Origin of the sequence: Streptomyces sp. NPDC088915, assembly GCF_044749825.1 — a bacterium.
GTDB lineage: Bacteria > Actinomycetota > Actinomycetes > Streptomycetales > Streptomycetaceae > Streptomyces.
On record NZ_JBIVIR010000003.1, the window covers coordinates 236,914 to 260,113 of the forward strand.

Annotated in this window: 22 protein-coding genes; 16 read left to right on the top strand and 6 right to left on the bottom strand. The window is 72.8% G+C overall.

All coding sequences use genetic code 11. The features are described from left to right. Nucleotides 1-115: 115 nt before the first annotated feature. The 3 genes from ACIP5O_RS07685 to ACIP5O_RS07695 all read left to right on the top strand — a co-directional run bounded on the left by ACIP5O_RS07685 (nt 116) and on the right by ACIP5O_RS07695 (nt 3,113). On the top strand, nt 116-1,042 hold the full coding sequence (locus tag ACIP5O_RS07685; RefSeq protein WP_401289800.1) for a proline dehydrogenase family protein: 927 nt from the start codon (nt 116-118) through the stop codon (nt 1,040-1,042). A gap of 34 nt (nt 1,043-1,076) precedes the next feature. Then, nucleotides 1,077-2,708, top strand: coding sequence for an L-glutamate gamma-semialdehyde dehydrogenase (gene pruA, locus ACIP5O_RS07690; protein ID WP_401289803.1), 1,632 nt, complete (start codon nt 1,077-1,079; stop codon nt 2,706-2,708). Nucleotides 2,709-2,876: 168 nt separating this feature from the next. Then, a complete protein-coding gene (locus ACIP5O_RS07695) occupies nt 2,877-3,113 on the top strand; it encodes a hypothetical protein (protein WP_401289805.1) in 237 nt (78 codons plus the stop codon). Here the strand turns inward: ACIP5O_RS07695 and ACIP5O_RS07700 are convergent. Then, nucleotides 3,103-3,990, bottom strand: coding sequence for an alpha/beta fold hydrolase (locus ACIP5O_RS07700; protein ID WP_401289807.1), 888 nt, complete (start codon nt 3,988-3,990; stop codon nt 3,103-3,105). The two genes, ACIP5O_RS07695 and ACIP5O_RS07700, sit on opposite strands and share 11 nt — an antisense overlap. A gap of 117 nt (nt 3,991-4,107) precedes the next feature. On the opposite strand from ACIP5O_RS07700, the gene ACIP5O_RS07705 reads away from it, so the two are divergent. Next, entirely contained in the window at nt 4,108-4,644 is a 537-nt protein-coding gene (locus ACIP5O_RS07705; protein WP_401289809.1) for a GNAT family N-acetyltransferase, read from the top strand. 66 nt (nt 4,645-4,710) lie between these two features. Here ACIP5O_RS07705 and ACIP5O_RS07710 read toward each other — a convergent pair whose 3' ends face one another. Both ACIP5O_RS07710 and ACIP5O_RS07715 read right to left on the bottom strand, forming a co-directional pair. Next, a complete protein-coding gene (locus tag ACIP5O_RS07710) occupies nt 4,711-5,460 on the bottom strand; it encodes a hypothetical protein (RefSeq protein ID WP_401289811.1) in 750 nt (249 codons plus the stop codon). Then, the gene (locus ACIP5O_RS07715; protein WP_383433645.1) at nt 5,457-5,798 is read right to left on the bottom strand and encodes a PadR family transcriptional regulator; all 342 of its coding nucleotides are present in this window, start codon (nt 5,796-5,798) and stop codon (nt 5,457-5,459) included. The genes ACIP5O_RS07710 and ACIP5O_RS07715 overlap by 4 nt, the downstream gene beginning before the upstream one ends. A gap of 409 nt (nt 5,799-6,207) precedes the next feature. Here ACIP5O_RS07715 and ACIP5O_RS07720 point away from each other — a divergent pair, with 409 nt between their 5' ends. From ACIP5O_RS07720 to ACIP5O_RS07730, 3 genes are all read left to right on the top strand, one after another. After that, on the top strand, nt 6,208-6,348 hold the full coding sequence (locus ACIP5O_RS07720; protein ID WP_356548324.1) for a hypothetical protein: 141 nt from the start codon (nt 6,208-6,210) through the stop codon (nt 6,346-6,348). Between the two features lie 81 nt (nt 6,349-6,429). Beyond that, complete coding sequence (locus ACIP5O_RS07725) at nt 6,430-7,470, top strand: 3-isopropylmalate dehydrogenase (RefSeq protein WP_401289813.1); 1,041 nt, start codon at nt 6,430-6,432, stop codon at nt 7,468-7,470. A gap of 259 nt (nt 7,471-7,729) precedes the next feature. Further along, nucleotides 7,730-8,818 carry a branched-chain amino acid aminotransferase gene (locus tag ACIP5O_RS07730; RefSeq protein ID WP_401289816.1) on the top strand — a complete coding sequence of 363 codons (1,089 nt, stop codon included), beginning with the start codon at nt 7,730-7,732 and terminating at the stop codon, nt 8,816-8,818. 3 nt (nt 8,819-8,821) lie between these two features. Here ACIP5O_RS07730 and ACIP5O_RS07735 read toward each other — a convergent pair whose 3' ends face one another. Beyond that, a complete protein-coding gene (locus ACIP5O_RS07735) occupies nt 8,822-10,246 on the bottom strand; it encodes a cytosine permease (protein WP_401289818.1) in 1,425 nt (474 codons plus the stop codon). A 190-nt stretch (nt 10,247-10,436) separates the two neighbouring features. Between ACIP5O_RS07735 and ureA the strand changes: the two genes are divergently transcribed. The 7 genes from ureA (at nt 10,437) to ACIP5O_RS07770 (ending at nt 19,255) form a co-directional block, all read left to right on the top strand. Further along, a complete protein-coding gene (ureA, locus tag ACIP5O_RS07740; RefSeq protein WP_401289820.1) occupies nt 10,437-11,165 on the top strand; it encodes an urease subunit gamma in 729 nt (242 codons plus the stop codon). Continuing rightward, on the top strand, nt 11,165-12,847 hold the full coding sequence (locus ACIP5O_RS07745; RefSeq protein ID WP_401289821.1) for an urease subunit alpha: 1,683 nt from the start codon (nt 11,165-11,167) through the stop codon (nt 12,845-12,847). Before ureA ends, ACIP5O_RS07745 begins: the two co-directional genes overlap by 1 nt. A 12-nt stretch (nt 12,848-12,859) precedes the next feature. Beyond that, complete coding sequence (locus ACIP5O_RS07750; RefSeq protein ID WP_401289823.1) at nt 12,860-13,876, top strand: agmatine/peptidylarginine deiminase; 1,017 nt, start codon at nt 12,860-12,862, stop codon at nt 13,874-13,876. A 125-nt stretch (nt 13,877-14,001) separates the two neighbouring features. After that, nucleotides 14,002-14,547, top strand: coding sequence for a TetR/AcrR family transcriptional regulator (locus tag ACIP5O_RS07755; protein ID WP_401290182.1), 546 nt, complete (start codon nt 14,002-14,004; stop codon nt 14,545-14,547). Between the two features lie 75 nt (nt 14,548-14,622). Continuing rightward, on the top strand, nt 14,623-15,954 hold the full coding sequence (locus ACIP5O_RS07760) for an MFS transporter (RefSeq protein WP_401289826.1): 1,332 nt from the start codon (nt 14,623-14,625) through the stop codon (nt 15,952-15,954). A gap of 282 nt (nt 15,955-16,236) precedes the next feature. Further along, the gene (gene cimA / locus ACIP5O_RS07765) at nt 16,237-17,853 is read left to right on the top strand and encodes a citramalate synthase (RefSeq protein ID WP_401289828.1); all 1,617 of its coding nucleotides are present in this window, start codon (nt 16,237-16,239) and stop codon (nt 17,851-17,853) included. A gap of 52 nt (nt 17,854-17,905) precedes the next feature. Then, nucleotides 17,906-19,255 (top strand): hypothetical protein, encoded by a 1,350-nt coding sequence (locus ACIP5O_RS07770; protein WP_401289830.1) that lies wholly within the window; start codon nt 17,906-17,908, stop codon nt 19,253-19,255. A gap of 14 nt (nt 19,256-19,269) precedes the next feature. Here the strand turns inward: ACIP5O_RS07770 and dnaN are convergent, their stop codons facing one another. Beyond that, nucleotides 19,270-20,373 (bottom strand): DNA polymerase III subunit beta, encoded by a 1,104-nt coding sequence (gene dnaN / locus ACIP5O_RS07775; RefSeq protein WP_401289832.1) that lies wholly within the window; start codon nt 20,371-20,373, stop codon nt 19,270-19,272. 176 nt (nt 20,374-20,549) lie between these two features. Here dnaN and ACIP5O_RS07780 point away from each other — a divergent pair, with 176 nt between their 5' ends. Further along, entirely contained in the window at nt 20,550-21,707 is a 1,158-nt protein-coding gene (locus ACIP5O_RS07780) for a serine hydrolase domain-containing protein (RefSeq protein ID WP_401289834.1), read from the top strand. 108 nt (nt 21,708-21,815) lie between these two features. Here the strand turns inward: ACIP5O_RS07780 and ACIP5O_RS07785 are convergent, their stop codons facing one another. Continuing rightward, nucleotides 21,816-22,427 carry a YceI family protein gene (locus ACIP5O_RS07785; RefSeq protein ID WP_401289837.1) on the bottom strand — a complete coding sequence of 204 codons (612 nt, stop codon included), beginning with the start codon at nt 22,425-22,427 and terminating at the stop codon, nt 21,816-21,818. 226 nt (nt 22,428-22,653) lie between these two features. Here ACIP5O_RS07785 and ACIP5O_RS07790 point away from each other — a divergent pair, with 226 nt between their 5' ends. Next, a complete protein-coding gene (locus ACIP5O_RS07790; protein WP_401289840.1) occupies nt 22,654-23,163 on the top strand; it encodes a hypothetical protein in 510 nt (169 codons plus the stop codon). The last annotated feature ends 37 nt before the right edge of the window (nt 23,164-23,200 follow it).

Here is a 23,200-nt window from a genome sequence, read left to right on the forward strand (position 1 = left end):
CGATCGGAGCGATTCGTAGGTTTCACAGTGGTTATCCGTGCTGTTCCGGTTCGCTTGCTTCGTGAGCCTCATCCGGGTACGGCCCCGTTCTACCCTTGCCCTCTGGAGGTGCCCCGTGCTGGGTCCCGTGATCCTCGCCGCGTCGCGCAGCGACAAGATGCGCCGTTTCGTGTCGGCCGCGCCCGGGACCAAGCAGGTCGTGGCACGCTTCATCGCCGGCGAGACCGTGGACGACGTCGTCCCGATCGTGCGGGAGCTGAGCGAGCGCGGCCTGGAGGTCACCCTCGATGTCGTCGGCGAGGACATCACCACCGTCGAGCAGTCGCACGCCGCCCGGGACGCCTACCTGGAGCTGATCGGCCGCCTGAAGGAGCTGGGCCTCGGCGAGCGCGCCGAGATGTCCGTGAAGCTGTCGATGTTCGGCCAGTCGCTCGACAACGGGCACGAGCTGGCGCTCGCCAACGTCCGGCCGGTCGTCGAGGCCGCCGCCGAGATCGGCACCACCGTCACCCTGGACGCCGAGGACCACACCACCCTCGACTCGATGTTCGCCATCCACGAGGAGCTGCGGAAGGACTTCCCGCAGACCGGCTGCGTCATCCAGGCGTACCTCTTCCGCACCGAGGACGACGCCCGCCGCCTCGCCGCGAACGGCTCCCGCGTCCGGATCGTGAAGGGCGCCTACAAGGAGCCCGCCTCCGTCGCGATCCAGGACAAGCCGGAGATCGACAAGGCGTACGTCCGGATCATGAAGATCCTGATGGAGGGCAAGGGCTACCCGATGATCGGGTCCCACGACCCGCGCCTGATCTCCGTCGGCCAGGAGCTGGCCCGCCGCGCCGGGCGCAAGCCGGACGAGTACGAGTTCCAGATGCTGTACGGCATCCGGAGCGAGGAGCAGAACCGCCTCGCCGCCGAGGGGCACCGCATGCGCGTCTACACCGCGTACGGCACCGACTGGTACGGCTACTTCATGCGCCGCCTGGCGGAGAAGCCGGCCAACCTCCTCTTCTTCGTCCGCTCCATCCTCACCAAGGGCTGAGCCCCACCACCCCTCCGAAGGAGTACAGAGACTCATGGACGCTGTGACCCAGGTCCCCACTCCCGTCAACGAGCCGGTGCACGGCTACGCCCCCGGCTCCCCCGAGCGCGCCCGTCTGGAGCTCAAGCTCAAGGAGCTGGCCGAGAACCCGCGCGAGCTGCCGATGACCATCGGCGGCGTGAAGCGCCTGGGCGGCGGCGAGGAGTTCGAGGTCGTCCAGCCGCACAACCACCGGGCCGTCATCGGCACCTTCCGGGGCGCCACGCAGCAGGACGCCCAGGACGCGATCGACGCCGCCCTGGCCGCCGCCCCGGCCTGGCGCGCGATGTCCTTCGACGACCGCGCCGCGATCATCCTGCGCGCCGCCGAGCTGCTCGCCGGTCCGTGGCGCGAGACGCTGGCCGCGTCCACCATGCTCGGCCAGTCCAAGACCGCCCAGCAGGCCGAGATCGACACCCCGTGCGAGCTCGTCGACTTCTGGCGCTTCAACGTGGCGTACGCCCGCCAGATCCTGGCCGAGCAGCCCCCGGCCAACTCGCCGGGCGTCTGGAACCGCCTGGACCACCGCCCGCTGGAGGGCTTCGTCTACGCGATCACGCCGTTCAACTTCACGGCCATCGCGGGCAACCTGCCCACCGCCCCCGCCCTCATGGGCAACGTGGTGGTCTGGAAGCCGTCCCCGACGCAGACCCACGCCGCCGTGCTCCTCATGGAGCTCCTGGAGGAGGCCGGCCTGCCCAAGGGCGTCATCAACCTGGTGACCGGCGACGGCATCGCCGTCTCCGAGGTGGCCCTGAACCACCGCGACCTGGCCGGCATCCACTTCACCGGCTCGACCAAGACCTTCCAGCACCTGTGGAAGACGGTCGGCAACAACATCGAGAACTACCGCTCGTACCCGCGGATCGTCGGCGAGACCGGCGGCAAGGACTTCGTCGTCGCCCACCCCAGCGCCGACCGCGCCGTCCTGAAGACCGCGCTGACCCGCGGCTCCTTCGAGTACCAGGGCCAGAAGTGCTCCGCGTCCTCGCGCGCGTACGTCCCGGCCTCGATCTGGAACGACGGCTTCAAGGAGGAGTTCGCGGCCGAGGTCGACGGCATCACCATGGGTGACGTCACCGACCTGTCGAACTTCATCGGCGCCGTCATCGACGACCGCTCGTTCGCCAAGAACAAGGCGGCGATCGACCGCGCCAAGTCCGACCCGGCGTGCACGATCGTCGCGGGCGGCACCTACGACGACTCGGTCGGCTACTTCGTCCGTCCGACCGTCATCGAGTGCACCGACCCGGAGAACGAGGTCTTCACGACCGAGTACTTCGGTCCGATCCTCGCCGTCCATGTCTATGAGGACGACAAGTACGACGAGATGCTGACCCAGATGGAGTCGGTCTCGGACTACGCGCTCACCGGCTCGGTCATCGCCAACGACCGCGCCGCCGCCGCGTACACGATGGAGAAGCTCCGCTACGCCGCGGGCAACTTCTACATCAACGACAAGTCGACCGGCGCCGTCGTCGGCCAGCAGCCCTTCGGCGGCGGCCGCGCCTCCGGCACCGACGACAAGGCCGGCGCCCCGCAGAACCTGATGCGCTGGACGCTGACCCGCGCGATCAAGGAGACGCTGGTCCCGCCGACCGAGTACGGCTACCCGCACATGGGCTGACGCCCGCCCGCCGCGCGAGCGGCCGCTGTCCCCCCCCCGGGACAGCCCCTGCCCCTCCGGGCAGGCCCCCGACACCGCCCCCGACCCCGGTCCCCCAACCGAGGTCGGGGGCGGTTCTCCTGCGGGAGGCTTACGCTGCTGGGAGGGGGATCGGTGAGGAGGCACGACATGCCCGGTTCGACGACCCTCGGCCCCGGACACGGGGTCGACGCGATCGAGCACCTCGACGCGTTGCGGATGACGTCCCTGATGAAGGAGCTGCACCGGTTGCTGACCGGGTCGGGACCCGACCGGCTCACGGACGCGCAGGTCGCGGCCCTGATCGAGGGTGACGGCCGCCACCGGGAGGGCTTCACCGACTGGGTGGAGCGCATGGCCCGCGACCTGGAGAAGGCTACGGCCTGACGAGGACGCGCCGCGCGAGGAAGCCGTCGATCAGCGCGGCGATCCGCGGCGCGTGGGTCTCCAGGGCGAAGTGGCCGGTGGGCAGGAGGTGGACCTCGGCGTCCGGGAGGTCGCGGCGGAAGGCCTCGGCGCCCGCCGGGACGAAGACCTGGTCGCCCTCGCCCCAGACGGCGAGGAGGGGGACCCGGGAGGTGCGGAAGTACTCCTGGAAGGCCGGGTAGAGGGCGAAGTTGGAGCCGTAGTCGGTGATCAGGGCCAGCTGGACGCCGTCCTGGCCCTCGCGGGCCATCAGGGCGGCGTCGTGGTGCCAGGCGTCGGGGCTGAGGAGATCGCGGTACTCGGCGGGGACGCCCGTCTCGTACTGCCACCGGATGCCGTCGAGGGAGCGGATGGCGCGGACCGGCTCCTCGGTCTCCGGGGTGCGCTCCTCGATCAGGGCGAGGACCGGGGCCCAGGCCTCGGCGCCGAGCCCCTCCTCGTACGCGTTGCCGTTCTGGGTGACGATCGCGGTGATCCGCTCGGGGTGGGCGAGGGCGAGCCGGAGGCCGATGGGGGCGCCGTAGTCCTGGACGTAGAGCGCGAACCGGTCCAGGCCGACGGCCTCCGTGAACTCGGCGGTGAGCGACGCCAGTTCGGCGAAGGAGTAGGCGAAGTCGTCGGCGGAGGGCGCGGCGCTGCGGCCGAAGCCCAGGTGGTCGGGGGCGATCAGGTGGTAGCGGTCGGCCAGCAGCGGGATCAGGTCGCGGAACATGTGCGAGCTGGTCGGGAAGCCGTGCAGCAGGAGCAGCGCGGGGGCGTCGGCCGGGCCCGCCTCCCGGTAGGCGATCTCGTGCCCGCGGACGGTGACGGTGCGGTGGTGGGTCGGCAGTACGGACATCTTCTAACCCCTTGCAAGCGAATGAATGGTTAGGTGTCGACGGGGTGATTCCAGCAGGCCGGGAGTAACCTGTCAATTCACTTTCGATAGTTAGGCGGGTGTGGAAGGGTGAGGCGCATGACCGTGAGGACCGCGCCCACCCATGAACTCGGAGCCGCCCGGCTCCGCTCCGTACGCGAGATGCTCGACCTCGCCTTCGAGGGGAACTTCGACGACGAGGACTGGGACCACACCCTCGGCGGCCTCCACGCCTGGATCGAGGACGGGCGGGGGATCGCCGCCCACGGCGCCGTCGTCATGCGCCGGCTGCTCCACGGGGGGCGCTCGCACCGCGTCGGGTACGTGGAGGGGGTCGCCGTCCGGGCCGACCTGCGCCGCGAGGGACTCGGCGGGGCGGTCATGGCCGAGCTGGAGCGCGTGATCGACGGGGCGTACGCCTTCGGGGCGCTCGCCGCCTCGGACGCGGGCGCCGCCCTCTACCGGGGGCGCGGCTGGCAGCTCTGGGAGGGGCGCGTCGAGGCGCTCACGCCCGACGGGATCGTCCACCTCCCGGAGGAGGAGGGGGGCGTCTTCCTGCGCCCGGCGGGCACGGGGTCCCTGCCGGACCCCGCCGTCCCGCTCGTCTTCGACTGGCGGGACGGCGACGTGACCTAAGAGGGGGAGAGGGGTGTCAGGGGGAAAGGGGTGTCAGGGGGAGGGGGCGTCAGGGGGAGAGGGGCGTCAGCTCCCGTCGTTCCCCGTCGCCGCGCGGTCCGCGTGGACCCGGCCCTTCTCCGTCCCCTTCTTCGTCATGTACGTCATGCTGATCGCGTAGCTGAAGCCGAACAGCGCGATCGTGCAGCCCGGCAGTCCGAGGCCGCTCAGGGCCACCGTCAGGCAGGCGAGGACGGCGATCGCCCAGACCACCAGCAGCGCTTTGCCCCGGCGGCTGAGGAACAGCCACCCGTGCGGGCGGGCCGGCAGCACCTCCAGGCGCCCTTCGGGCCCCGTGGTCGCCGCCTTCGGGCGCTTGAAGTAGCCGTACGTCAGCCACTCGCCGCAGAGCTCCCAGCCCTCCGGCTCCAGCTCCTCCAGGACCTGCGCGCGGCGGCGGTCCGTGATCACCTCGCGCCGGTACTCCCAGGCGAGCGCGGCCCCCGGCGTCCGGCGGCAGACGAACCGGCCGACCGCGTCCAGGGACTCCACCTCCCACCCCTGGTCCCCGTGGACGGCCAGCATCCGGCGGTCGTTGAAGAGGTCCGCGGTCCACGTCCAGTGCTCCGCCGCCCCGTCCGGCTCCCCGGGGGCCGGGGCGAGCCCGCCGAGCCGGGCCGCGAACCGCGCGGCGGGCCCGAACTCCTCCTCCGGCGCGGTCCCTGTCTCCGCGAGGTGCCCGCGCAGCTCGGCGACGGTCCGGTCGATCTGCTCCCCGGGCACGTCCGCCGCGCGCAGCGCGCCCGTCAGTTCCTCGAAGTAGGCGTCGGTGGTCATGGTGCTGCTCCCCCTGCGTGCAGTCGCGTCCGTACGGCCCGGTGGAACTCGCTCCAGGCCGCGCCCTCGGCCGCCAGGTGCTCCCGGCCCGGCCCGGTGAGCCGGTAGTAGCGGCGGCCCGGCCCGCGCTCGGCGGCGCGGAACTCGGCCTCCACCAGACCGGCCTCCTCCAGGCGGTTCAGCACGGGATAGAGCGTCCCGCCCTTGATCTCGCCCAGGCCCGCCCCGGCGAGCGCCTTCGCGATCTCGTACCCGTAACTCTCGCCGTCGGTCAGGCAGGAGAGGACGAGCAGGTCGAGGACTCCCTTGAGCCAGCTGGATCTGCGGTCTGCGGCCATGGGCACATTCCACCACTACCTAGGTAGGAAGACAACCTAGGTGGGTGTGCCGACTCAAGGGGGCGTATCGGAGTCGCGGGCCGTCGCGGGGCGACCCTCGGTGCCCCGCCGTCTCAGATAGTAGGAAGTCCGAGTAATTGTGGAGACAGATGCGGCGCCCTGCCCTAGCTTTGTAGGAGCCGAACGTCTCGCTTCATCAGCGAATGGCGGTCGAGAGCGCGACGCCTCGTGCGGGCAACCCCCGCGGCGGCGCTCCCCGCCCCTTCCGGCGCCTTCGATCACCACTGATCCCCGCACGTCGCCGACCTCCACCGTTCCCCGGCCGTCACCGGTCGCGGATCGCCACCGGTCCCGTACGTCGCAGATCTCCGTACGCCGGATCACCACTGATCTCGAGGAGTCGATCCCCATGGCCCCCATCGCCGCCCAGGCCGCCCGCCGCGTCCGCCACTCCGCCGCCCGTCCCGCCGACGAGGCCCGCCAGAACGCCGCCGCCGCCCTCCAGCGCGCCCTCGACCGCCGTGACAACGGCGGCTCCACCGGCCACTGAACCAAGCGCTCCCCCCTCGGACGTTCGTCCACATGGTGGACGTGACGTGTCAGACGATGGGACGACCAGTAGGGTGCCGACATGTCTCACAGCATCGATCTCGCAGTCATCCCCGGCGACGGCATCGGCCAGGAGGTCGTGGCCCAGGGCCTCAAGGTCCTCTCGGCCGTCCTTCCCCGGGACGTGAAGCTGGAGACCGAGGAGTACGACTTCGGCGCCAAGCGCTACCACGCCACCGGTGAGACCCTCACCGACGCCGACCTCGACTCCCTCAAGAAGCACGACGCCATCCTGCTCGGTGCCATCGGCGACCCGTCGGTGCCCTCCGGCGTCCTGGAGCGCGGCTTCCTCCTGAAGCTCCGCTTCGCCTTCGACCACCACGTGAACCTGCGGCCCTCGAAGCTGCTCCCCGGCGTCGCCACCCCGCTCGCCGGCCAGCCCGAGATCGACTTCGTCGTGGTCCGCGAGGGCACCGAGGGCCCGTACACCGGCAACGGCGGCACCATCCGCAAGGGCACCCCGCACGAGGTCGCCACCGAGGTCTCGGTCAACACCGCCTTCGGCGTCGAGCGCGTGGTCCGGGACGCCTTCGCCCGCGCCCAGGCCCGCCCGCGCAAGAAGCTCACGCTGGTCCACAAGAACAACGTGCTGACCTTCGCCGGCCACCTGTGGACGGACACCTTCCACCGCGTGGCCGCGGAGTTCCCCGAGGTCACCACCGACTACCTGCACGTCGACGCCGCGACGATCTTCCTCGTCACAGACCCGGCCCGCTTCGACGTGATCGTCACCGACAACCTCTTCGGCGACATCATCACCGACCTCGCCGCGGCCGTCTCCGGCGGCATCGGCGTCGCCGCCTCGGGCAACATCAACCCGAGCGGCGCCTTCCCGTCCATGTTCGAGCCGGTCCACGGCTCCGCGCCGGACATCGCGGGCCAGGGCAAGGCCGACCCCACGGCCACCGTCCTCTCCGTCGCCCTCCTCCTGCGCCACCTCGGTTACGAGACCGAGGCCGTCCGCGTCGAGGAGGCCGTCGCCGCCGACCTCACCGAGCGCGGCGACGCCGTCCGCACCACGGACGAGATCGGCGACGCGCTCGCCGCGCGAGTAGCGAGCTGACCCGCGCCGACTGACACCAGACAGCCGCCGGGTCGCACAGCGCCCGGCGGCTGTCTCCTGCGCGGCCACCGGGAGCGCACCCCTCTTCCCTCCCGGACCGCGCACACCCGTTTCCCGCACCGGTCCCCGCGAGCGATAATCGAACGTGGGGCCGCGGCATGCGGGCATGCCCGGACGTCCACCCCGCCGGGGACGAACGTCTCCGACGGCGGCGTACGCGCGCGGTCCTCCCCACACGACCGGTGAAGGACACGCACTCATGACGACGCCCACGATCGAGCTCAAGCCCTCCTCCAGCCCGCTGTCCGACGCGGAGCGCGAGGCGATCCTGGCCAACCCGGGATTCGGCCGCCACTTCACCGACCACATGGTCACCATCCGGTGGACCGAGGGCCGCGGCTGGCACGACGCCCAGCTCGTCCCGTACGGCCCGCTCGCGCTCGACCCGGCCACCAACGTCCTGCACTACGCGCAGGAGATCTTCGAGGGCCTGAAGGCCTACCGCCGCCCCGACGGCTCGGTCGCCAGCTTCCGTCCCGACGCCAACGCCCGCCGCTTCCAGGCCTCCGCCCGCCGCCTGGCCATGCCCGAGCTGCCCGTCGAGACCTTCGTCGAGGCCTGTGACGTCCTCGTCCAGCACGACAAGGCGTGGGTCCCGGAGCACGGCGGCGAGGCCTCGCTCTACCTGCGCCCGTTCATGATCGCGACCGAGGTCGGCCTGGGCGTCCGCCCGGCGAACGAGTACCTCTTCGTCGTCATCGCCTCCCCGGCCGGCCCGTACTTCCCCGGCGGCGTGAAGCCCGTCTCCATCTGGCTCTCCGAGAACCGCGTCCGCGCGGTCCCCGGCGGCGTCGGCGACGCCAAGACCGGCGGCAACTACGCGGCCTCCCTGCTCGCGCAGGCCGAGGCGGCGGCCAAGGGCTGCGACCAGGTCGCCTACCTCGACGCCGTCGAGCACAAGTGGGTCGAGGAGCTCGGCGGCATGAACCTGTACTTCGTGTACGGCAACAAGATCGTCACCCCCACCCTCACCGGCTCGCTGCTCGCCGGCATCACCCGCGACTCCCTGCTCAAGCTCGCCGCCGACCTGGGCCTGGAGGCCGAGGAGGGCCGCGTCTCCATCGACCAGTGGCAGGCCGACAGCGAGAACGGCACCCTGACCGAGGTCTTCGCCTGCGGCACCGCCGCCGTCATCACCCCGGTCGGCACGGTCAAGTCCGAGCGCGGCGAGTGGACCCAGTCGGGCGGCGAGCCCGGCGCGGTCACGATGAAGCTGCGCGAGGCGCTCCTCGCCGTCCAGACCGGCCGGGCCGCGGACACCCACGGCTGGATGCACGAGCTGGGCTAGCCCTTACGACTCCACCCGCAGCGGGGTCTCCGGGGCCGTCACGGTCCCGGGGGCCCCGTTCGGCGTCAGTACGGCGTACAGCGCGCCGCCCACGATCCCCGAGAGCACGAAGCTGCAGTCGACCCCGCCCGTCAGGGCGAGCAGCGGCCCCTCGTAGAGCGGCGTCGACACCGCGGCCAGGCCGACCGCCGCGCCGATCGCCCAGGAGGCGGTGGCGCGCGGGTGCCAGCCCGCCGCGTACCAGTAGATCCCGCCGCGCGAGCGCCGGTTGTAGACCTGGAGCGCCTCCGGGTCGTAGACGCCCCCGCAGCGCGCGTGCCCGATCAGGGTGATCACCGCCCACGGGGTGCCGATCGCGGTGAGCAGCAGCACGAACGAGGTCATCGCCGTCTGCGCGTCCGAGGCGAAGTGGCCCAGGAAGACGAAGGCCGTGGCCACCGCCGCGACCACGAGGGTGGCGCGCGCCCGGGTGGCCCGGGGCAGGATCGCGTCCAGGTCGAGCCCCATGGAGTACAGCATCAGACCGGCGTTGCCGACGGTGCCGGCCGTGGCCGCGACGAGCAGCGGCGCCAGGTACCAGCCGGGCGAGGCGGCGACGAGCGGACCGGCGTAGTCGAGCGCCCCGCGGGCCGCGAGCGCCGTGTACGTGCCGAAGAGCTGCGGGACGAGCAGGCCCACGACCAGCCCCAGACAGGTCGCCCGCCACACGGTCCGCGTGCCGTACCGCTCGGGGGAGACGTACCGCGTGTAGTCGCCGAGCAGGGTGATGAAGGCGACCGGCCCGCTGAGCCCCGCCGCCACCGCCGAGAGCAGCCAGGTCGGCCAGAAGGAGCCCAGGAGGTACGGGGTGTCCGGCACCGCCGCCGTCGTGAAGTCCCCGGCGTACGCGGCCAGGCCGACGGCGAGGAGCACGGTCATGCCGACCGCGAGCGCCTTGCTCAGCCGCAGCAGCAGCCGGTAGCCGTACACCGCGCCGACCACCGTGCAGGCGGCGAGCAGCGCGTAGACGACGGCGTGGGCGGCGCCGCCCGTGGGCAGACCGGTCAGCCGGGCGAGGGTCCCCACCACGACGTCGCCGCCGATCCAGAGGGTCAGGGCGGTGTAGCCGAGCGAGAGCAGCAGCCCCACCACCGAGCCGACGAGCCGGCCGCGGACGCCGAAGAAGGCGCCGGAGGAGGTGGAGAGGTTGGTCGCGGTGCGGAGGGAGACCAGCGCGAGCGGGGCGGTGACCGCGACCCCGACGAGGGTGCCGGTGACGACGGAGGTCACCGAGGCCCACAGGCCCAGGCCGAAGGAGACGGGGAGCCAGCCGAAGACGATCACCCCCAGGCAGAGGTTGGAGCCGAGCAGGATCGAGACGAGGTCGCGGGGGCCGCTGGTCCGTTCGGCCTCGGGGATGGTGTCGACTCCGCGCTGTTCTATCGGCATGGCGCCTCCTGGGGAGCTGAGAGGGGAGGGGGGAGAGAGCTGAGAGGGGGAGGGAGAGAGCTGAGAGAGGGGGCTGGCGGGCGGCTTTTAGAGTGGCGCTCAATGTGACCTGTGCCCGTACCCCGCGTCAATGCTTGGAACAGCGCGTCTCAACATTTAGAGTGTCGCTCAAACAGGAGGTGTTTGGGACGTGCGACTGACCCCCACGGAACGCGACCGGCTGCTGCTCTTCGGCGCCGCCGAGCTCGCCCGGGCCCGCCGGGCCCGCGGACTGCGGCTCAACGTGCCCGAGGCGACCGCGCTCGTCGCGGACACGGTCTGCGAGGCCGCCCGCGACGGCAAGCGACTCGCCGAGGCGATCGAGGCCGCCCGCTCGGTCCTCGGCCCCGACGACGTCCTCCCCGGCGTCGCCGACGTGGTCACCGAGATCCACGTCGAGGCCGTCTTCGACGACGGCTCCCGCCTGGCGGTGGTCTCCGACCCGATCGGCGGGGGCGGCCTCGGCCCGGACGCGCCCGGCGCGCTGCGGCCGGGACCCGCCCACCCGGAGACCGAGCCCGCGCTCACCCTCCCCGTACGGAACACCGCGACCGTCCCCGTCAGCGTCACCTCCCACTTCCACTTCTTCGAGGTCAACCCGCGCCTGGACTTCGACCGGGCCGCCGCCTACGGCATGCGGCTCGCCATCCCGGCCGGCGCGTCCTTCCGCTTCGACCCGGGCGGCGCGGCCGAGGTCGGACTCGTGCCGATCGGCGGCGCCCGCGTCGCCATCGGCTTCGCGGGCCTGGTCGACGGCCCCCTGGACGCGCCCGGCGCGAAGGAGGAGGCCCTGCGGCGCGCGGCGGCCTGCGGCTACCTGGGGGTCCCGGTGGACGAGAAGGCCGGCGAGAAGACCGACGAGAAGGGCGGGGACAGCTGATGGACCCCTACGAGTACGCCTCCGTGCACGGCCCCCGCGCCGGCGACCGCGTCGTCCTGGGCGACTCCGGCCTCGTCGTCCGGGTCGAGTCGGACTCCCAGAAGCCGGGCGACGAGTTCCTCGCCGGCTTCGGCAAGACCGCCCGCGACGGACTCCACCTCAAGGCCGCCGCCGTCCGCGACACCTGCGACGTCGTCATCAGCAACGTCCTGGTCATCGACGCCGTCCAGGGCATCCGCAAGGTGTCGATCGGCATCCGCGAGGGCCGGATCCACGCGATCGGCCGGGCCGGCAACCCCGACACCCTCGACGGCGTCGACGTCGTCGTCGGCACCGGCACCTCGATCGTCTCCGGCGAGGGCCTCATCGCCACCGCCGGAGCCGTCGACACCCACGTCCACCTCCTCTCGCCCCGGATCATGGAGGCCTCCCTGGCCTCCGGCGTCACCACCGTCATCGGCCAGGAGTTCGGCCCCGTCTGGGGCGTCGGCGTCAACTCCCCCTGGGCCCTGAAGCACGCCTTCAACGCCTTCGACGCCTGGCCCGTCAACATCGGCTTCCTCGCCCGCGGCTCGTCCTCCGACGGCGCCCCCCTGGTCGAGGCGCTCGCCGAGGGCGGCGCGTCCGGCTTCAAGGTCCACGAGGACATGGGCGCCCACACCCGCGCCCTGGACACCGCCCTGCGGGTCGCCGAGGAGCACGACGTGCAGGTCGCCCTGCACAGCGACGGCCTCAACGAGTGCCTGTCGGTGGAGGACACCCTGCGCGTCCTGGAGGGGCGCACGATCCACGCCTTCCACATCGAGGGCTGCGGCGGCGGACACGTCCCCAACGTCCTGAAGATGGCGGGCGTGCCGAACGTCATCGGCTCCTCCACCAACCCCACCCTGCCCTTCGGCCGCGACGCGGTCGCCGAGCACTACGGGATGATCGTCTCCGTCCACGACCTGAAGACCGACCTCCCCGGCGACGCCGCCATGGCGCGCGACCGGATCCGGGCCGGGACGATGGGCGCGGAGGACGTCCTGCACGACCTCGGCGCGATCGGGATCACCTCCTCCGACGCGCAGGGGATGGGAAGGGCCGGCGAGACCGTACGCCGGACCTTCGCCATGGCCGGGAAGATGAAGGCCGAGCTGGGCCCCCTGGAGGGCGACGGCGCGCACGACGACAACGCGCGCGTCCTGCGCTACATGGCCAAGCTGACCATCAACCCGGCGATCGCCCACGGCCTCGCGCACGAGATCGGCTCGATCGAGGCCGGCAAGCTCGCCGACATCGTGCTGTGGCGGCCCGAGTTCTTCGGCGCCAAGCCGCAGCTGGTGCTCAAGGCGGGCTTCCCCGCGTACGGGGTCGTGGGCGATCCCAACGCCGCCACCGACACCTGCGAACCGCTCGTCCTCGGCCCGCAGTTCGGCGCCCACGGCGCCACCGCCGCCGACATCTCCGTGGCGTTCGTCGCCCAGGCCGCCGTCGACCTCGGCGCCGACCGCATGCCGACCCGCCGCCGGCGCGTCCCCGTGCGCGGCACGCGCGGCATCGGCCCGGCCGACCTGCGGCTCAACTCCCGCGTCGGCGACGTCCAGGTCGACGACCGGACCGGCCTCGTCTCGCTCGACGGCTCCCCGATCCGCTCCGAGGCGGTCGAGTCCGTCTCCCTCAACCGCCTCTACTTCCTCTAGGACCCGCTGATCATGACGTACCGCATGCCCGCCGAGTGGACGCCGCACGAGCGCACCTGGATGGCCTGGCCCGGCCCCAACCCCACCTTCACCGACGACGAGGAGCTGGCCGCCGCCCGCGCCGCCTGGGCCTCGGTGGCCCGCGCCGTCCGCCGCTTCGAGCCGGTCACCATGGTCGTGGCCCCCGGCGACGCGGAGGGCGCCCGCGCGCTCCTCGGCGAGGACGTCGACCTCGTCGAGCGCGACCTCGACGACGCCTGGATGCGGGACATCGGCCCGACCTTCGTCACGGACGGCACCGGACTGGCCGCCGTGGACTGGGTGTTCAACGGCTGGGGCGCCCAGGACTGGGCCCGCTGGGAGCACGACTCCAAGATCGCCCGCCACGTCGCGGACGTGGCCGGCGTCCCCGTCGTGAGCAGCCCCCTGGTCAACGAGGGCGGCGCGATCCACGTCGACGGCGAGGGCACCGTCCTCCTCACCGACACCGTCCAGCTCGGCTCCGGCCGCAACCCCGGATGGACCCGTGAGCAGGTCGAGGCCGAGATCCACGCCAGGCTGGGCACCACGAAGGCGATCTGGCTCCCGCACGGCCTCACCGCCGACTACGGCACGTACGGCACCCAGGGCCACGTCGACATCGTCGCCGCCTTCGCCCGCCCCGGCACCGTCCTCGTCCACAGCCAGCAGGACCCGGCCCACCCCGACTACGAGCGCTCCCGGATGCACGCCGGCATCCTGCGCGCCGCCACCGACGCCCGGGGCCGCCCCCTGGAGGTCATCGAGGTCCCGGCCCCCACCGTCCTCAAGGACGAGGAGGGCGACTGGGTCGACTACTCGTACATCAACCACTACCTGTGCAACGGCGCCGTGGTCCTCTGCGCCTTCGACGACCCCCACGACGAACTCGCCGCCGAGATCTTCCGCCGGCTCTTCCCCGACCGCGAGGTCGTCCTGGTCGACGCCCGCACGATCTTCGCGGCCGGGGGCGGCATCCACTGCATCACCCAGCAGCAGCCGAAGGTCTGACGGCCGGACCTCCCGGGCCGGTCATCGGGTAGAACGTACGAGTGAGTCAGAGCAGCAGCCCGCCGTCCCACCCCCGTCGCCGCAACCAGGCCGCGCCTCCCCGCGAGGAGGTGCTCGCCGCCGCCATGGGGACCATCGCCGAGCGCGGGCTCGACGGGCTCACCATGGCCGGGCTCGGGCGGCAGGTCGGGATGAGCAGCGGGCACCTGCTGTACTACTTCCGCACCAAGGACGAGCTGCTGCTCCAGACCCTGGAGTGGAGCGAGGGACGGCTCGGGGCCCGGCGCGGCGCCCTGCTCTCCCGGCCCGGGACCGTCCGCGAACGGCTCGACGGGTACGTGGACGTGTACGTGCCCGAGGGGCCCCGCGACCCGCACTGGACGCTCTGGCTGGAGGTCTGGAACCGCTCGCAGAACGCCGACGGCGACGCCCGCGCCCGCCAGGCCGCCATCGAGGGCGCCTGGCACCGGGACCTGGTCGCGATCCTGGCCGAGGGCGTGTCGCGCGGCGAGTTCCGGCCGGTCGACCCGGACCGGTTCGCCACCCGGATGCGCGCCCTGCTCGACGGCTTCAGCGTGCACGTCGCCGTCGGCATCCCCGGCACGGGACGGGGCCACGTCCTCGAACACGTACGGGAGTTCGTCGAACAGGACCTGCTCGCGCGACCGTAACGCACGCAAGTACACAGGATCGTTGTCCCCGGCACCCTTGTTGCCCGGGCCGGTGCTCCGGCACGGTTCCTGCCCATGGGACGAGAGCACTGGAAGAAGATCTGGGTCGGCTCCGCCGGCAACATGGTCGAGTGGTTCGACTGGTTCGTGTACGCGAGCTTCGCCCCCTACTTCGCGGGGGCGTTCTTCCCCGAGGGCGACGACACCGCCAAACTCATGAACACCGCCGGCATCTTCGCCGTCGGCTTCTTCATGCGCCCGGTCGGCGGCTGGCTCCTCGGCCGCGTCGGCGACCGCAGGGGCCGCAAGGCGGCCCTCACCCTCACCGTCACCCTGATGTCGGCCTCCGCCGTCCTCATCGCCGTCGCCCCCACCTACGCCGTCGCCGGGTACGGCGGCGCCGCCGTCCTCCTGGCCGCCCGCCTCCTCCAGGGCCTCTCCGTCGGCGGCGAGTACGCGGCCAGCGCCACCTACCTCACCGAGGCCTCCGCCCCCGAGCACCGCGGCTTCGCCTCCAGCTTCCAGTACGTGTCGATGACCGCCGGCCAGGTCCTCGGCCTCGGCCTGCTGCTCCTGCTCCAGCAGACCCTCTCCGACGCGGCCCTGCACTCCTGGGGCTGGCGGATCCCCTTCGTCGTCGGCGCCCTCGGCGCGGCCGTCGTCTTCTACCTGCGCCGCACCATGCTGGAGACCGAGGTCTACGAGGAGTCCGCGGGCGACGGCGTCGAGCGGGGACAGCAGGGCACCCTCAGGGCCCTCTGGGCGCACCGGCGCGAGGCCTTCCTCGTCGTCGCGCTCACCATGGGCGGGACCGTGGCGTACTACACGTACACCACCTACCTCACCAAGTACCTCTCGAACTCCGCCGGGCTCCCCAAGCGGACCGCCACCCTGGTCTCCTTCTGCGCCCTGATCGTCTTCGCCTGCCTCCAGCCGCTCGCCGGCCGGCTCTCCGACCGGATCGGGCGCCGCCCCCTCCTCATCACCTTCGCGGTCGGCTCCACCCTCCTCACCGTGCCGATCATGGCGATGCTCCGGCACGCGGGCTCCTTCTGGCCGGCCCTCGGCCTCTCCCTCCTCGCGCTCCTCGTCGTCACCGGCTACACCTCGATCAACGCCTGCGTGAAGGCCGAGCTCTTCCCCACCGGCGTCCGCGCCCTCGGCGTCGCCCTCCCGTACGCCGTCGCCAACGCCCTCTTCGGCGGCACCGCCGAATACGTGGCCCTCTGGTTCAAGGACGCCGGGATCGAGTCGGGCTTCTCCTGGTACGTGGCCGGCTGCGCGGCCGTCTCCCTGGTCGTCTACCTCACGATGCGCGAGACCCGCGACATCGACCTCGGCCGGGTGGGGAAGGGCGGCGACGGCGCCGCGACCGGACGGAAACCGGACAGCCTGCCCGTATCGTGAGATCCCCGCCCCGCGGGGCGGCCACCTGTGCCAGACTTCCGGCGTGCCTGCTACCACGATGATTATCGGCAGCGGCGCGCCGGTCCGCAGTGGCCGCTGAGGCGTGGAACGACCCCCACGCAGGCGGACACCGTGCCCCAGACCCGCGCGCAGACCTCTCGCACCCGCGAGGGGTTTTTTCGTTTTCCGGCCCCACCCACGCCGGAGACGGAGGCGGCGCGAGAATGGGGGCAAGTGGAGCCAGACCTTCCGGAGCCACATCCGACAGGAGCCATGACAGCCATGACCACGGAGAACGCCGAGGCCTCACCCCTCGACGACAGTTTCCACGTCTTCGACACGACGCTGCGCGACGGGGCGCAGCGCGAGGGCATCAACCTCACCGTCGCGGACAAGCTGACCATCGCCCGGCACCTCGACGACTTCGGCGTCGGCTTCATCGAGGGCGGCTGGCCCGGCGCCAACCCCCGCGACACGGAGTTCTTCGCCCGCGCCCGCCAGGAGATCGCGTTCAAGAACGCGCAGCTCGTCGCCTTCGGCGCCACCCGCAGGGCCGGCGGCACCGCCGCCGAGGACCCGCAGGTCAAGGCCCTCCTCGACTCCGGCGCCCCGGTCGTCGTCCTGGTCGCCAAGTCGCACGACCGGCACGTCGAACTGGCCCTGCGCACCACCCTCGAAGAGAACCTGGAGATGGTCCGCGACACCGTCTCCCACCTGCGCGGGCAGGGCCGCCGCGTCTTCGTCGACTGCGAGCACTTCTTCGACGGTTACAAGGCGAACCCGGACTACGCCAAGGCCGTCGTCCGCGCCGCCCACGAGGCCGGCGCCGACGTCGTCGTCCTCTGCGACACCAACGGCGGCATGCTCCCCGCCCAGGTCCAGGCCGTCGTCGCCACCGTCATCGCCGACACCGGCGCCCGCCTCGGCATCCACGCCCAGGACGACACCGGCTGCGCCGTCGCCAACACCCTCGCCGCCGTCGACGCGGGCGCCACCCACGTCCAGTGCACCGCCAACGGCTACGGCGAGCGGGTCGGCAACGCCAACCTCTTCCCCGTCGTCGCGGCCCTGGAGCTCAAGTACGGCAAGCGGGTGCTGCCCGAGGGCGCCCTCGCCGAGATGACCCGGATCTCGCACGCCATCGCCGAGGTCGTCAACCTCACCCCCTCCACCCACCAGCCGTACGTGGGCGTCTCCGCCTTCGCCCACAAGGCCGGACTGCACGCCTCCGCGATCAAGGTCGACCCCGACCTCTACCAGCACATCGACCCCGAGCTGGTCGGCAACACCATGCGGATGCTGGTCTCCGACATGGCCGGCCGCGCCTCCATCGAGCTCAAGGGCAAGGAGCTGGGCGTCGACCTCGGCGGCGACCGGGCGCTCGTCGCCCGGGTCGTCGAGCGGGTCAAGGAGCGCGAACTCCGGGGCTACACGTACGAGGCCGCCGACGCCTCCTTCGAGCTGCTCCTGCGCGAGGAGGCCGAGGGCCGGGCCCGCCGCTACTTCCGTACGGAGTCCTGGCGGGCGATCGTCGAGGACCGCCCCGACGGCACCCACGCCAACGAGGCCACCGTGAAGCTCTGGGCCAAGGGCGAGCGGATCGTCGCCACCGCCGAGGGCAACGGCCCGGTCAACGCCCTCGACCGGGCGATCCGGGTCGGCCTGGAGCGGATCTACCCGCAGCTCGCCAAGTTCGAGCTGACCGACTACAAGGTCCGCATCCTGGAGGGCCGCCACGGCACCGAGTCCACCACCCGGGTCCTGGTCACCACCAGCGACGGCAACGGCGACTGGTCCACGGTCGGCGTCGGCGAGAACGTCATCGCCGCCTCCTGGCAGGCCCTGGAGGACGCCTTCACCTACGGCCTGCTGAGGGCGGGAGTCGACCCCGCCGAATAGCCGCCTTTGGTCTTTTATGTTCTGTTCGACGCCGTTCGGGTAGCGTCGACGTATGAGGACCAGGTCGCTCGCCCGCCCCGCGGCTCTCGGCGGGTTGATTCTGCTGCTGCTCCTGGTCCTGGTGCCCGCCGCGGGTGCCGGGGCCACGGGCGTGTCCGACGCGGCCGCCGCCCTGCGCCAGGGCCCGGTCTACGTCGACCCCGGCGCCGCCGGCCAGCTCTCCAAGGCCGACGCGGACGCCCTCGCGCGGAAGATCGAGGACGCGGACAAGCCGCTCTTCGTGGCCGTGCTGCCCGCGAACGCCCAGTTCCCGCCGCAGGGGCTCATCGACAACCTGCGGGCGCAGACCGGTGCCACCGGCCTGTACGCCGTACGGCTCGGCGACCGGTTCGACGCCGGGGTCGACCCCCGCGTGATGTCCCCGGCGGCCGTCCGGAACCTCGCCGCCTCCGTCCGTACGCCGGGCGTGGACGCGGCCACCGAGCTGAACGCCTTCGTGGACCAGGCCCTGCCCGCCCTGCACGGCTCCGCCCCCTCCTCCTGGGGCTCCGCCGGCTCCGACTCCGGGGTGCCGGTCGCCGGACTCGCCGTCCTCGGCGGCGTCGTCGTCGCGGGCGGCGCGGGCGCCTACGCGGTCGTCCGCCGCAACCGGCTCCGCAAGGAGGCCGAGGAGCGGGCCGCCCTGGAGAAGCTCCGGGTCGTCGTCGACGAGGACATCACCGCCTTCGGCGAGGAGCTCGACCGCCTCGACTTCCACCCCGCCGAGGCCGGCGCCGACGACGCCATGCGCGGCGACTACGAGCGCGCCCTCGACGCCTACGACCGGGCCAAGTCCCTCATGGGCTCCGCCGCCCGCCCGCACGACGTGCGCGGGGTGACCGAGGCGCTGGAGGACGGCCGCTTTTCCCTCGCCGTCCTGGCCGCCCGCCGCGAGCACCGCCCGCTGCCCGAGCGGCGCGCCCCCTGCTTCTTCGACCCGCGCCACGGTCCCTCCACCGGGGACCGGCTCTGGACCCCGGCCGGCGGAGCCGCCCGCGAGGTCCCGGTCTGCGCCGCTGACGCGGCCCGCCTGGACGACGGCCTCGACCCCGCCGTCCGCACGGTCGACACCGAGTACGGCCGCCGCCCCTACTGGGAGGCGGGACCCGCCTACGGCCCCTGGGCCGGCGGCTACTTCGGCGGCGGCCTGCTCCCCGGCCTCCTCATGGGCACGGTCCTCGGCTCCATGCTCTCCACCCCGGCCTACGCCTCCGAGTACGGCGGCGACGACTTCCAGGGCGGCGACTTCTCCTCCGGCGACTTCGGCGGCTCCGACGGCGGGGGCGGCTTCGACGGAGGCGGCTTCGGAGGCGGCGGGGACTTCGGAGGGGGCGGCGGCTTCGACGGCGGGGGCGGGTTCTAGGGCCTGTCCAGGTCTCAGACCAGCGGCTTCACCGACATCAGCAGATGGCGGTGGACCGGGTCCGGGCCGTCGGTGAGCAGGGCCCGCTGGCCGGGGCCCAGGAGGTGGAAGCGGACCTCCGGGCTGTCCAGGGCGGTCAGGGCGTCCAGGAGGTACCCGGGGTTGAAGGCGACCGTCAGGGAGTCCGCCCCGGTGAGGGAGGCCGGCAGCCGCTGGGACGCCACGTCGTCCTCGTACCCCGCCCGCAGGTGCAGGCCCGCGGGGGAGAAGGCCAGCTGGACCGGGCTGTCGCCCTCCGCGACGACCGCGACCCGCTTCACGGCCTCGGTCAGCGGGGCCCGCTCGGTGACCGCGAGGGCGTGCTCGCCGAGGGCGAAGAGCTTGTCGTGGCGGGGGAGCCGGCCGTCGAGCAGCCGGGTGGTGGTCCGCGTGCCGCCGCTCTCGAAGCCCAGGGACCCGGAGTCGAGCGCGATCCGGGCCGGGCCCGCGCCGGTGAGGGAGCGGGCGATCTCGGCCAGGCGCCGGGCCGGGACGACCACGTCGGCGTCCGCCGCCTCCGCCCCGGCCCCGGGCTTCCACTCCAGGGCGCGGACGGCGTAGCGGTAGCGGTCGGTGGCGGCGAGGGTCATGACCGGCCCGTCCAGGGAGAGCCGCACCCCGGTGAGGACGGGCAGCGAGTCGTCCCGGCCCGCCGCCACCGCCACCTGGCCGACCGCCGCCGCGAAGGCGTCCCCGTCGACCAGACCGAGCACCTCGGGCAGCGGCGGCGGGGCCGGGTAGTCGTCGAGCGGCAGCAGCGAGAGGCCGAACCGGGCGTCGCCCGAGGTCACCGAGAGGCGGGCGCCCTCCACGGCGAGCTCGGCGCGGCCCCGGGGGAGCACCTTGCAGATGTCGAGCAGCCGCCGGCCCAGGACCAGCGCCCGGCCCCCGGCGACCGTCTCGGCCTCGACCTCGATCCGCGCCGAGGCCTCGTGGTCGAGCCCCGAGACGCGCAGCCCGTCCTCCGTTGCCTCCAGGAGCAGGCCCCCGAGGACGGGCATCGGGGAGCGGGCCGGCAGGACGCGCGCGGCCCAGGCCACGGCATCGGTCAACACGGCGCTGTCGATACGGAATTCCATGCCGCCGACGCTAACGGCCGCCACTGACAACGCCCCCGGCCCGCGGGCCCGCCCCCGGCCGCCCCGACGCCGCCCCCGGCCGCCCGGGCGCCGACTCCGTTGTCAGTGGCGGCCGTTACGGTCGGAAGAGACGACCACGGCTGCGGCGGCACGCGGCCCGCAGGGGAAGAGGCGCGATGAACGACGTCCACGTCCACGGCACGGCGGAGCCCGGTTTCGAGTCCGTACGGGAGGTGTTCGCGGGGGTCGCCGCGGACGAGGCGCGGGACGGCGGCGCGCAGCTCGCCGTCCACCACCGCGGCCGCCTCGTGGTCGACCTCTGGGGCGGTGACGGCGTCGACGGGGACTCCCTGCTCGCCCTCTACTCCTGCTCCAAGGGCGCCATGGCCCTGGTCACCGCCCTCCTCGTCCAGGACGGCGTCCTGGACCTCGACCGCACGGTCGCCTCCTGGTGGCCCGAGTTCGCCGCCGAGGACAAGGGGGAGATCACCCTGCGCCAGCTCCTCGCCCACCGCTCCGGGGTGATCGGCGCGGACGGCGGCCTCTCCCTGGAGGAGCTCGCCGACGACCGCAGGACCGCCGCCCGCCTCGCGGGCCAGCGCCCCTTCTGGGAGCCGGACACCGGACACGGCTACCACGCCCTCGTCATCGGCGCCCTGGTCGGCGAGGTGGTCCTGCGCGCCACCGGCCGGACGGTCCAGGAGCTGTTCGAGGAGCGGGTCCGCGCCCCGTACGCCCTCGACTACCACCTGGGCCTGCCCGAGGAGCTCGAACCCCGCTTCCGCACGGCCCTGCCGCTGGTCCCCACCCCCGGGCAGCGGGCGTTCCTCGCGGAGAACCCGGTCGCGCCCGACAGCCTGCTCGCCGTCGCCTTCGACCTGCACGCCGACCCGCCGTTCGACGACGTCGCGTACGCCAACAGCCGTGCCGTACGGGCGCGGGCGCCGCTCTCCGGCGGCGGCGTCGGCTCCGCCCGGGGCCTGTCCCGGATGTACGCGGCGATCGCGGGGGAGCTGGACGGCCGGCCCCCGCTCCTGGCCCCCGGCACCCTGGCCGAGTTCGCCCGGATCCACTCGGCGGGCACGGATCTCGTCACGGGCTCGGAGAACGCCTTCGGGCTCGGTTTCGTCCCGCTCGCCACCCGCTACCCGTCGCTGGGCGCGGGCGCGGTCGGCCACAGCGGCGCCCCCGGCTCCCAGGCCTTCGCGGACCCGTCCACCGGCCTCGCCTACAGCTACGCCCGCCGCCGCTTCGCCTTCATGGCGGGTCCGGGCGCGCCGGAGAACGACCGCCTGGTTCCGGCGGTGGTGGAGGCGGCGGCGAAGGCGGCCTGAAAGGACCCCGGGCCGTAGGGGCCCCGGGCCCCGGAGACGCCGAGCGCCCGCCGTCCGCCGTACTGCTGCGGAGGGCGGGCGCGCTCGTGCGGCCTCGGGACCGGGGGATCAGGCGGCGCTCTTGATCGCGGAGATGTCGAAGTTCAGCTTGACCTTGTCGCTGACCATGACGCCACCGGTCTCCAGGGCCGCGTTCCAGGTCAGGCCCCACTCGGAGCGCAGGATCTCGGCGGAGCCCTCGAAGCCGACGCGCTCGTTGCCGTAGACGTCCGTCGCGCTGCCGTTGAACTCCAGGTCGATGGAGAGCGGCCGGGTGACGTCCTTGATGGTCAGGTCGCCGGTGATCCGGTACGCGTCGCCGCCGAGCTGTTCGGCCCGCGTGGAGCGGAAGGTCATCAGCGGGAACCGCTCGGCGTCGAAGAAGTCGCCACTGCGCAGGTGGCCGTCGCGGTCGGCGATGCCGGTGTCGACGGAGGCGATCCTCACGTCGATCGAGGCGGTGGAGGCGCCCGGGTCGGTCCCGTCCAGCTTCAGCGTGCCCTCGTGCTCGGCGAAGGTGCCGCGGACGTTGGTGACCATGGCGTGGCGGACGGTGAAGCCGATGCTGCTGTGGGCGGGGTCGATGGTGTAGTCGCCGGTCAGGGCGGCCAGGGCCGGGTCCACCGGGAGGGTGGCGACGGCGGTGGCGGACTCGGTGTTCTTGCGGCCGAAGAGACCCATGAATGCTCCTTGCTCGGGATTGGTTGAACCTTCAACGAGAATGACTGTAGCCCCATTCCGTTCAACATTCAACATCTTCGGAAGATGTTCACCCGGAAGCCCCCGCGAAAGCGCCGAGGCCCTCTTCCGGACGCGCGTAGAACTGCGTCACCATCTCCCTGCGCCCTTCGCACCACCTGCACCGCCGTCCCCACCCCCTCACGGTCACCAGCAGGAGGAACCCCCGATGAAGCTCCGCTCCGTCCTGACCGCCCTCGCCCTCGTCCTCGGCGCGCTCTTCGCGCCCGGCGTCGGCGTCCTCGCCTCCGCCGGCGAGGCCCACGCGGTCACCAAGATCAGCCACGCCACCGCGACCTCGATGTTCCGGTCCTCCGGGATCACCTGGTCCTCGTCCGGCGGCTGCTCCAACCGCAACGTCGCGACCTGCACGTCCTTCGACCAGCTCAACCTCGCCACCGCCCAGGGCGCCCAGACCCTCAAGAGCGCCAGCGGGTGCGCCCTCAACATCACCGGCGGCACCGAGACCGGGCACGCGAGCGGCACGTACTCCCACTGGAACGGCTACAAGCTCGACTTCGCCAAGGCCACCTGCCTCACCACCTACGTCAAGAACACCTTCGCCTACATCGGCGTGCGCGGTGACGGAGCCCCGCAGTGGAAGTCCGGCGCGGGCAACGTCTACGCCGACGAGGGCAACCACTGGGACGTGACCTTCTACAACTGCGGCGGCTGCTGACCCCACGGGAAGACCGGCCACGCAAGGACCGACCGGC

Bases quoted from the DNA above. Each gene is read 5' to 3' on its own strand.
- pruA (WP_401289803.1), top strand. From the start codon at position 1,077: ATGGACGCTGTGACCCAGGTCCCCACTCCCGTCAACGAGCCGGTGCAC.
- ACIP5O_RS07695 (WP_401289805.1), top strand. From the start codon at position 2,877: ATGCCCGGTTCGACGACCCTCGGCCCCGGACACGGGGTCGACGCGATC.
- ACIP5O_RS07700 (WP_401289807.1), bottom strand. From the start codon at position 3,990: ATGTCCGTACTGCCGACCCACCACCGCACCGTCACCGTCCGCGGGCAC.
- ACIP5O_RS07705 (WP_401289809.1), top strand. From the start codon at position 4,108: ATGACCGTGAGGACCGCGCCCACCCATGAACTCGGAGCCGCCCGGCTC.
- ACIP5O_RS07710 (WP_401289811.1), bottom strand. From the start codon at position 5,460: ATGACCACCGACGCCTACTTCGAGGAACTGACGGGCGCGCTGCGCGCG.
- ACIP5O_RS07715 (WP_383433645.1), bottom strand. From the start codon at position 5,798: ATGGCCGCAGACCGCAGATCCAGCTGGCTCAAGGGAGTCCTCGACCTG.
- ACIP5O_RS07720 (WP_356548324.1), top strand. From the start codon at position 6,208: ATGGCCCCCATCGCCGCCCAGGCCGCCCGCCGCGTCCGCCACTCCGCC.
- ACIP5O_RS07725 (WP_401289813.1), top strand. From the start codon at position 6,430: ATGTCTCACAGCATCGATCTCGCAGTCATCCCCGGCGACGGCATCGGC.
- ACIP5O_RS07730 (WP_401289816.1), top strand. From the start codon at position 7,730: ATGACGACGCCCACGATCGAGCTCAAGCCCTCCTCCAGCCCGCTGTCC.
- ACIP5O_RS07735 (WP_401289818.1), bottom strand. From the start codon at position 10,246: ATGCCGATAGAACAGCGCGGAGTCGACACCATCCCCGAGGCCGAACGG.
- ACIP5O_RS07745 (WP_401289821.1), top strand. From the start codon at position 11,165: ATGGACCCCTACGAGTACGCCTCCGTGCACGGCCCCCGCGCCGGCGAC.
- ACIP5O_RS07750 (WP_401289823.1), top strand. From the start codon at position 12,860: ATGACGTACCGCATGCCCGCCGAGTGGACGCCGCACGAGCGCACCTGG.
- ACIP5O_RS07755 (WP_401290182.1), top strand. From the start codon at position 14,002: ATGGGGACCATCGCCGAGCGCGGGCTCGACGGGCTCACCATGGCCGGG.
- ACIP5O_RS07760 (WP_401289826.1), top strand. From the start codon at position 14,623: ATGGGACGAGAGCACTGGAAGAAGATCTGGGTCGGCTCCGCCGGCAAC.
- cimA (WP_401289828.1), top strand. From the start codon at position 16,237: ATGACCACGGAGAACGCCGAGGCCTCACCCCTCGACGACAGTTTCCAC.
- ACIP5O_RS07770 (WP_401289830.1), top strand. From the start codon at position 17,906: ATGAGGACCAGGTCGCTCGCCCGCCCCGCGGCTCTCGGCGGGTTGATT.
- dnaN (WP_401289832.1), bottom strand. From the start codon at position 20,373: ATGGAATTCCGTATCGACAGCGCCGTGTTGACCGATGCCGTGGCCTGG.
- ACIP5O_RS07780 (WP_401289834.1), top strand. From the start codon at position 20,550: ATGAACGACGTCCACGTCCACGGCACGGCGGAGCCCGGTTTCGAGTCC.
- ACIP5O_RS07785 (WP_401289837.1), bottom strand. From the start codon at position 22,427: ATGGGTCTCTTCGGCCGCAAGAACACCGAGTCCGCCACCGCCGTCGCC.
- ACIP5O_RS07790 (WP_401289840.1), top strand. From the start codon at position 22,654: ATGAAGCTCCGCTCCGTCCTGACCGCCCTCGCCCTCGTCCTCGGCGCG.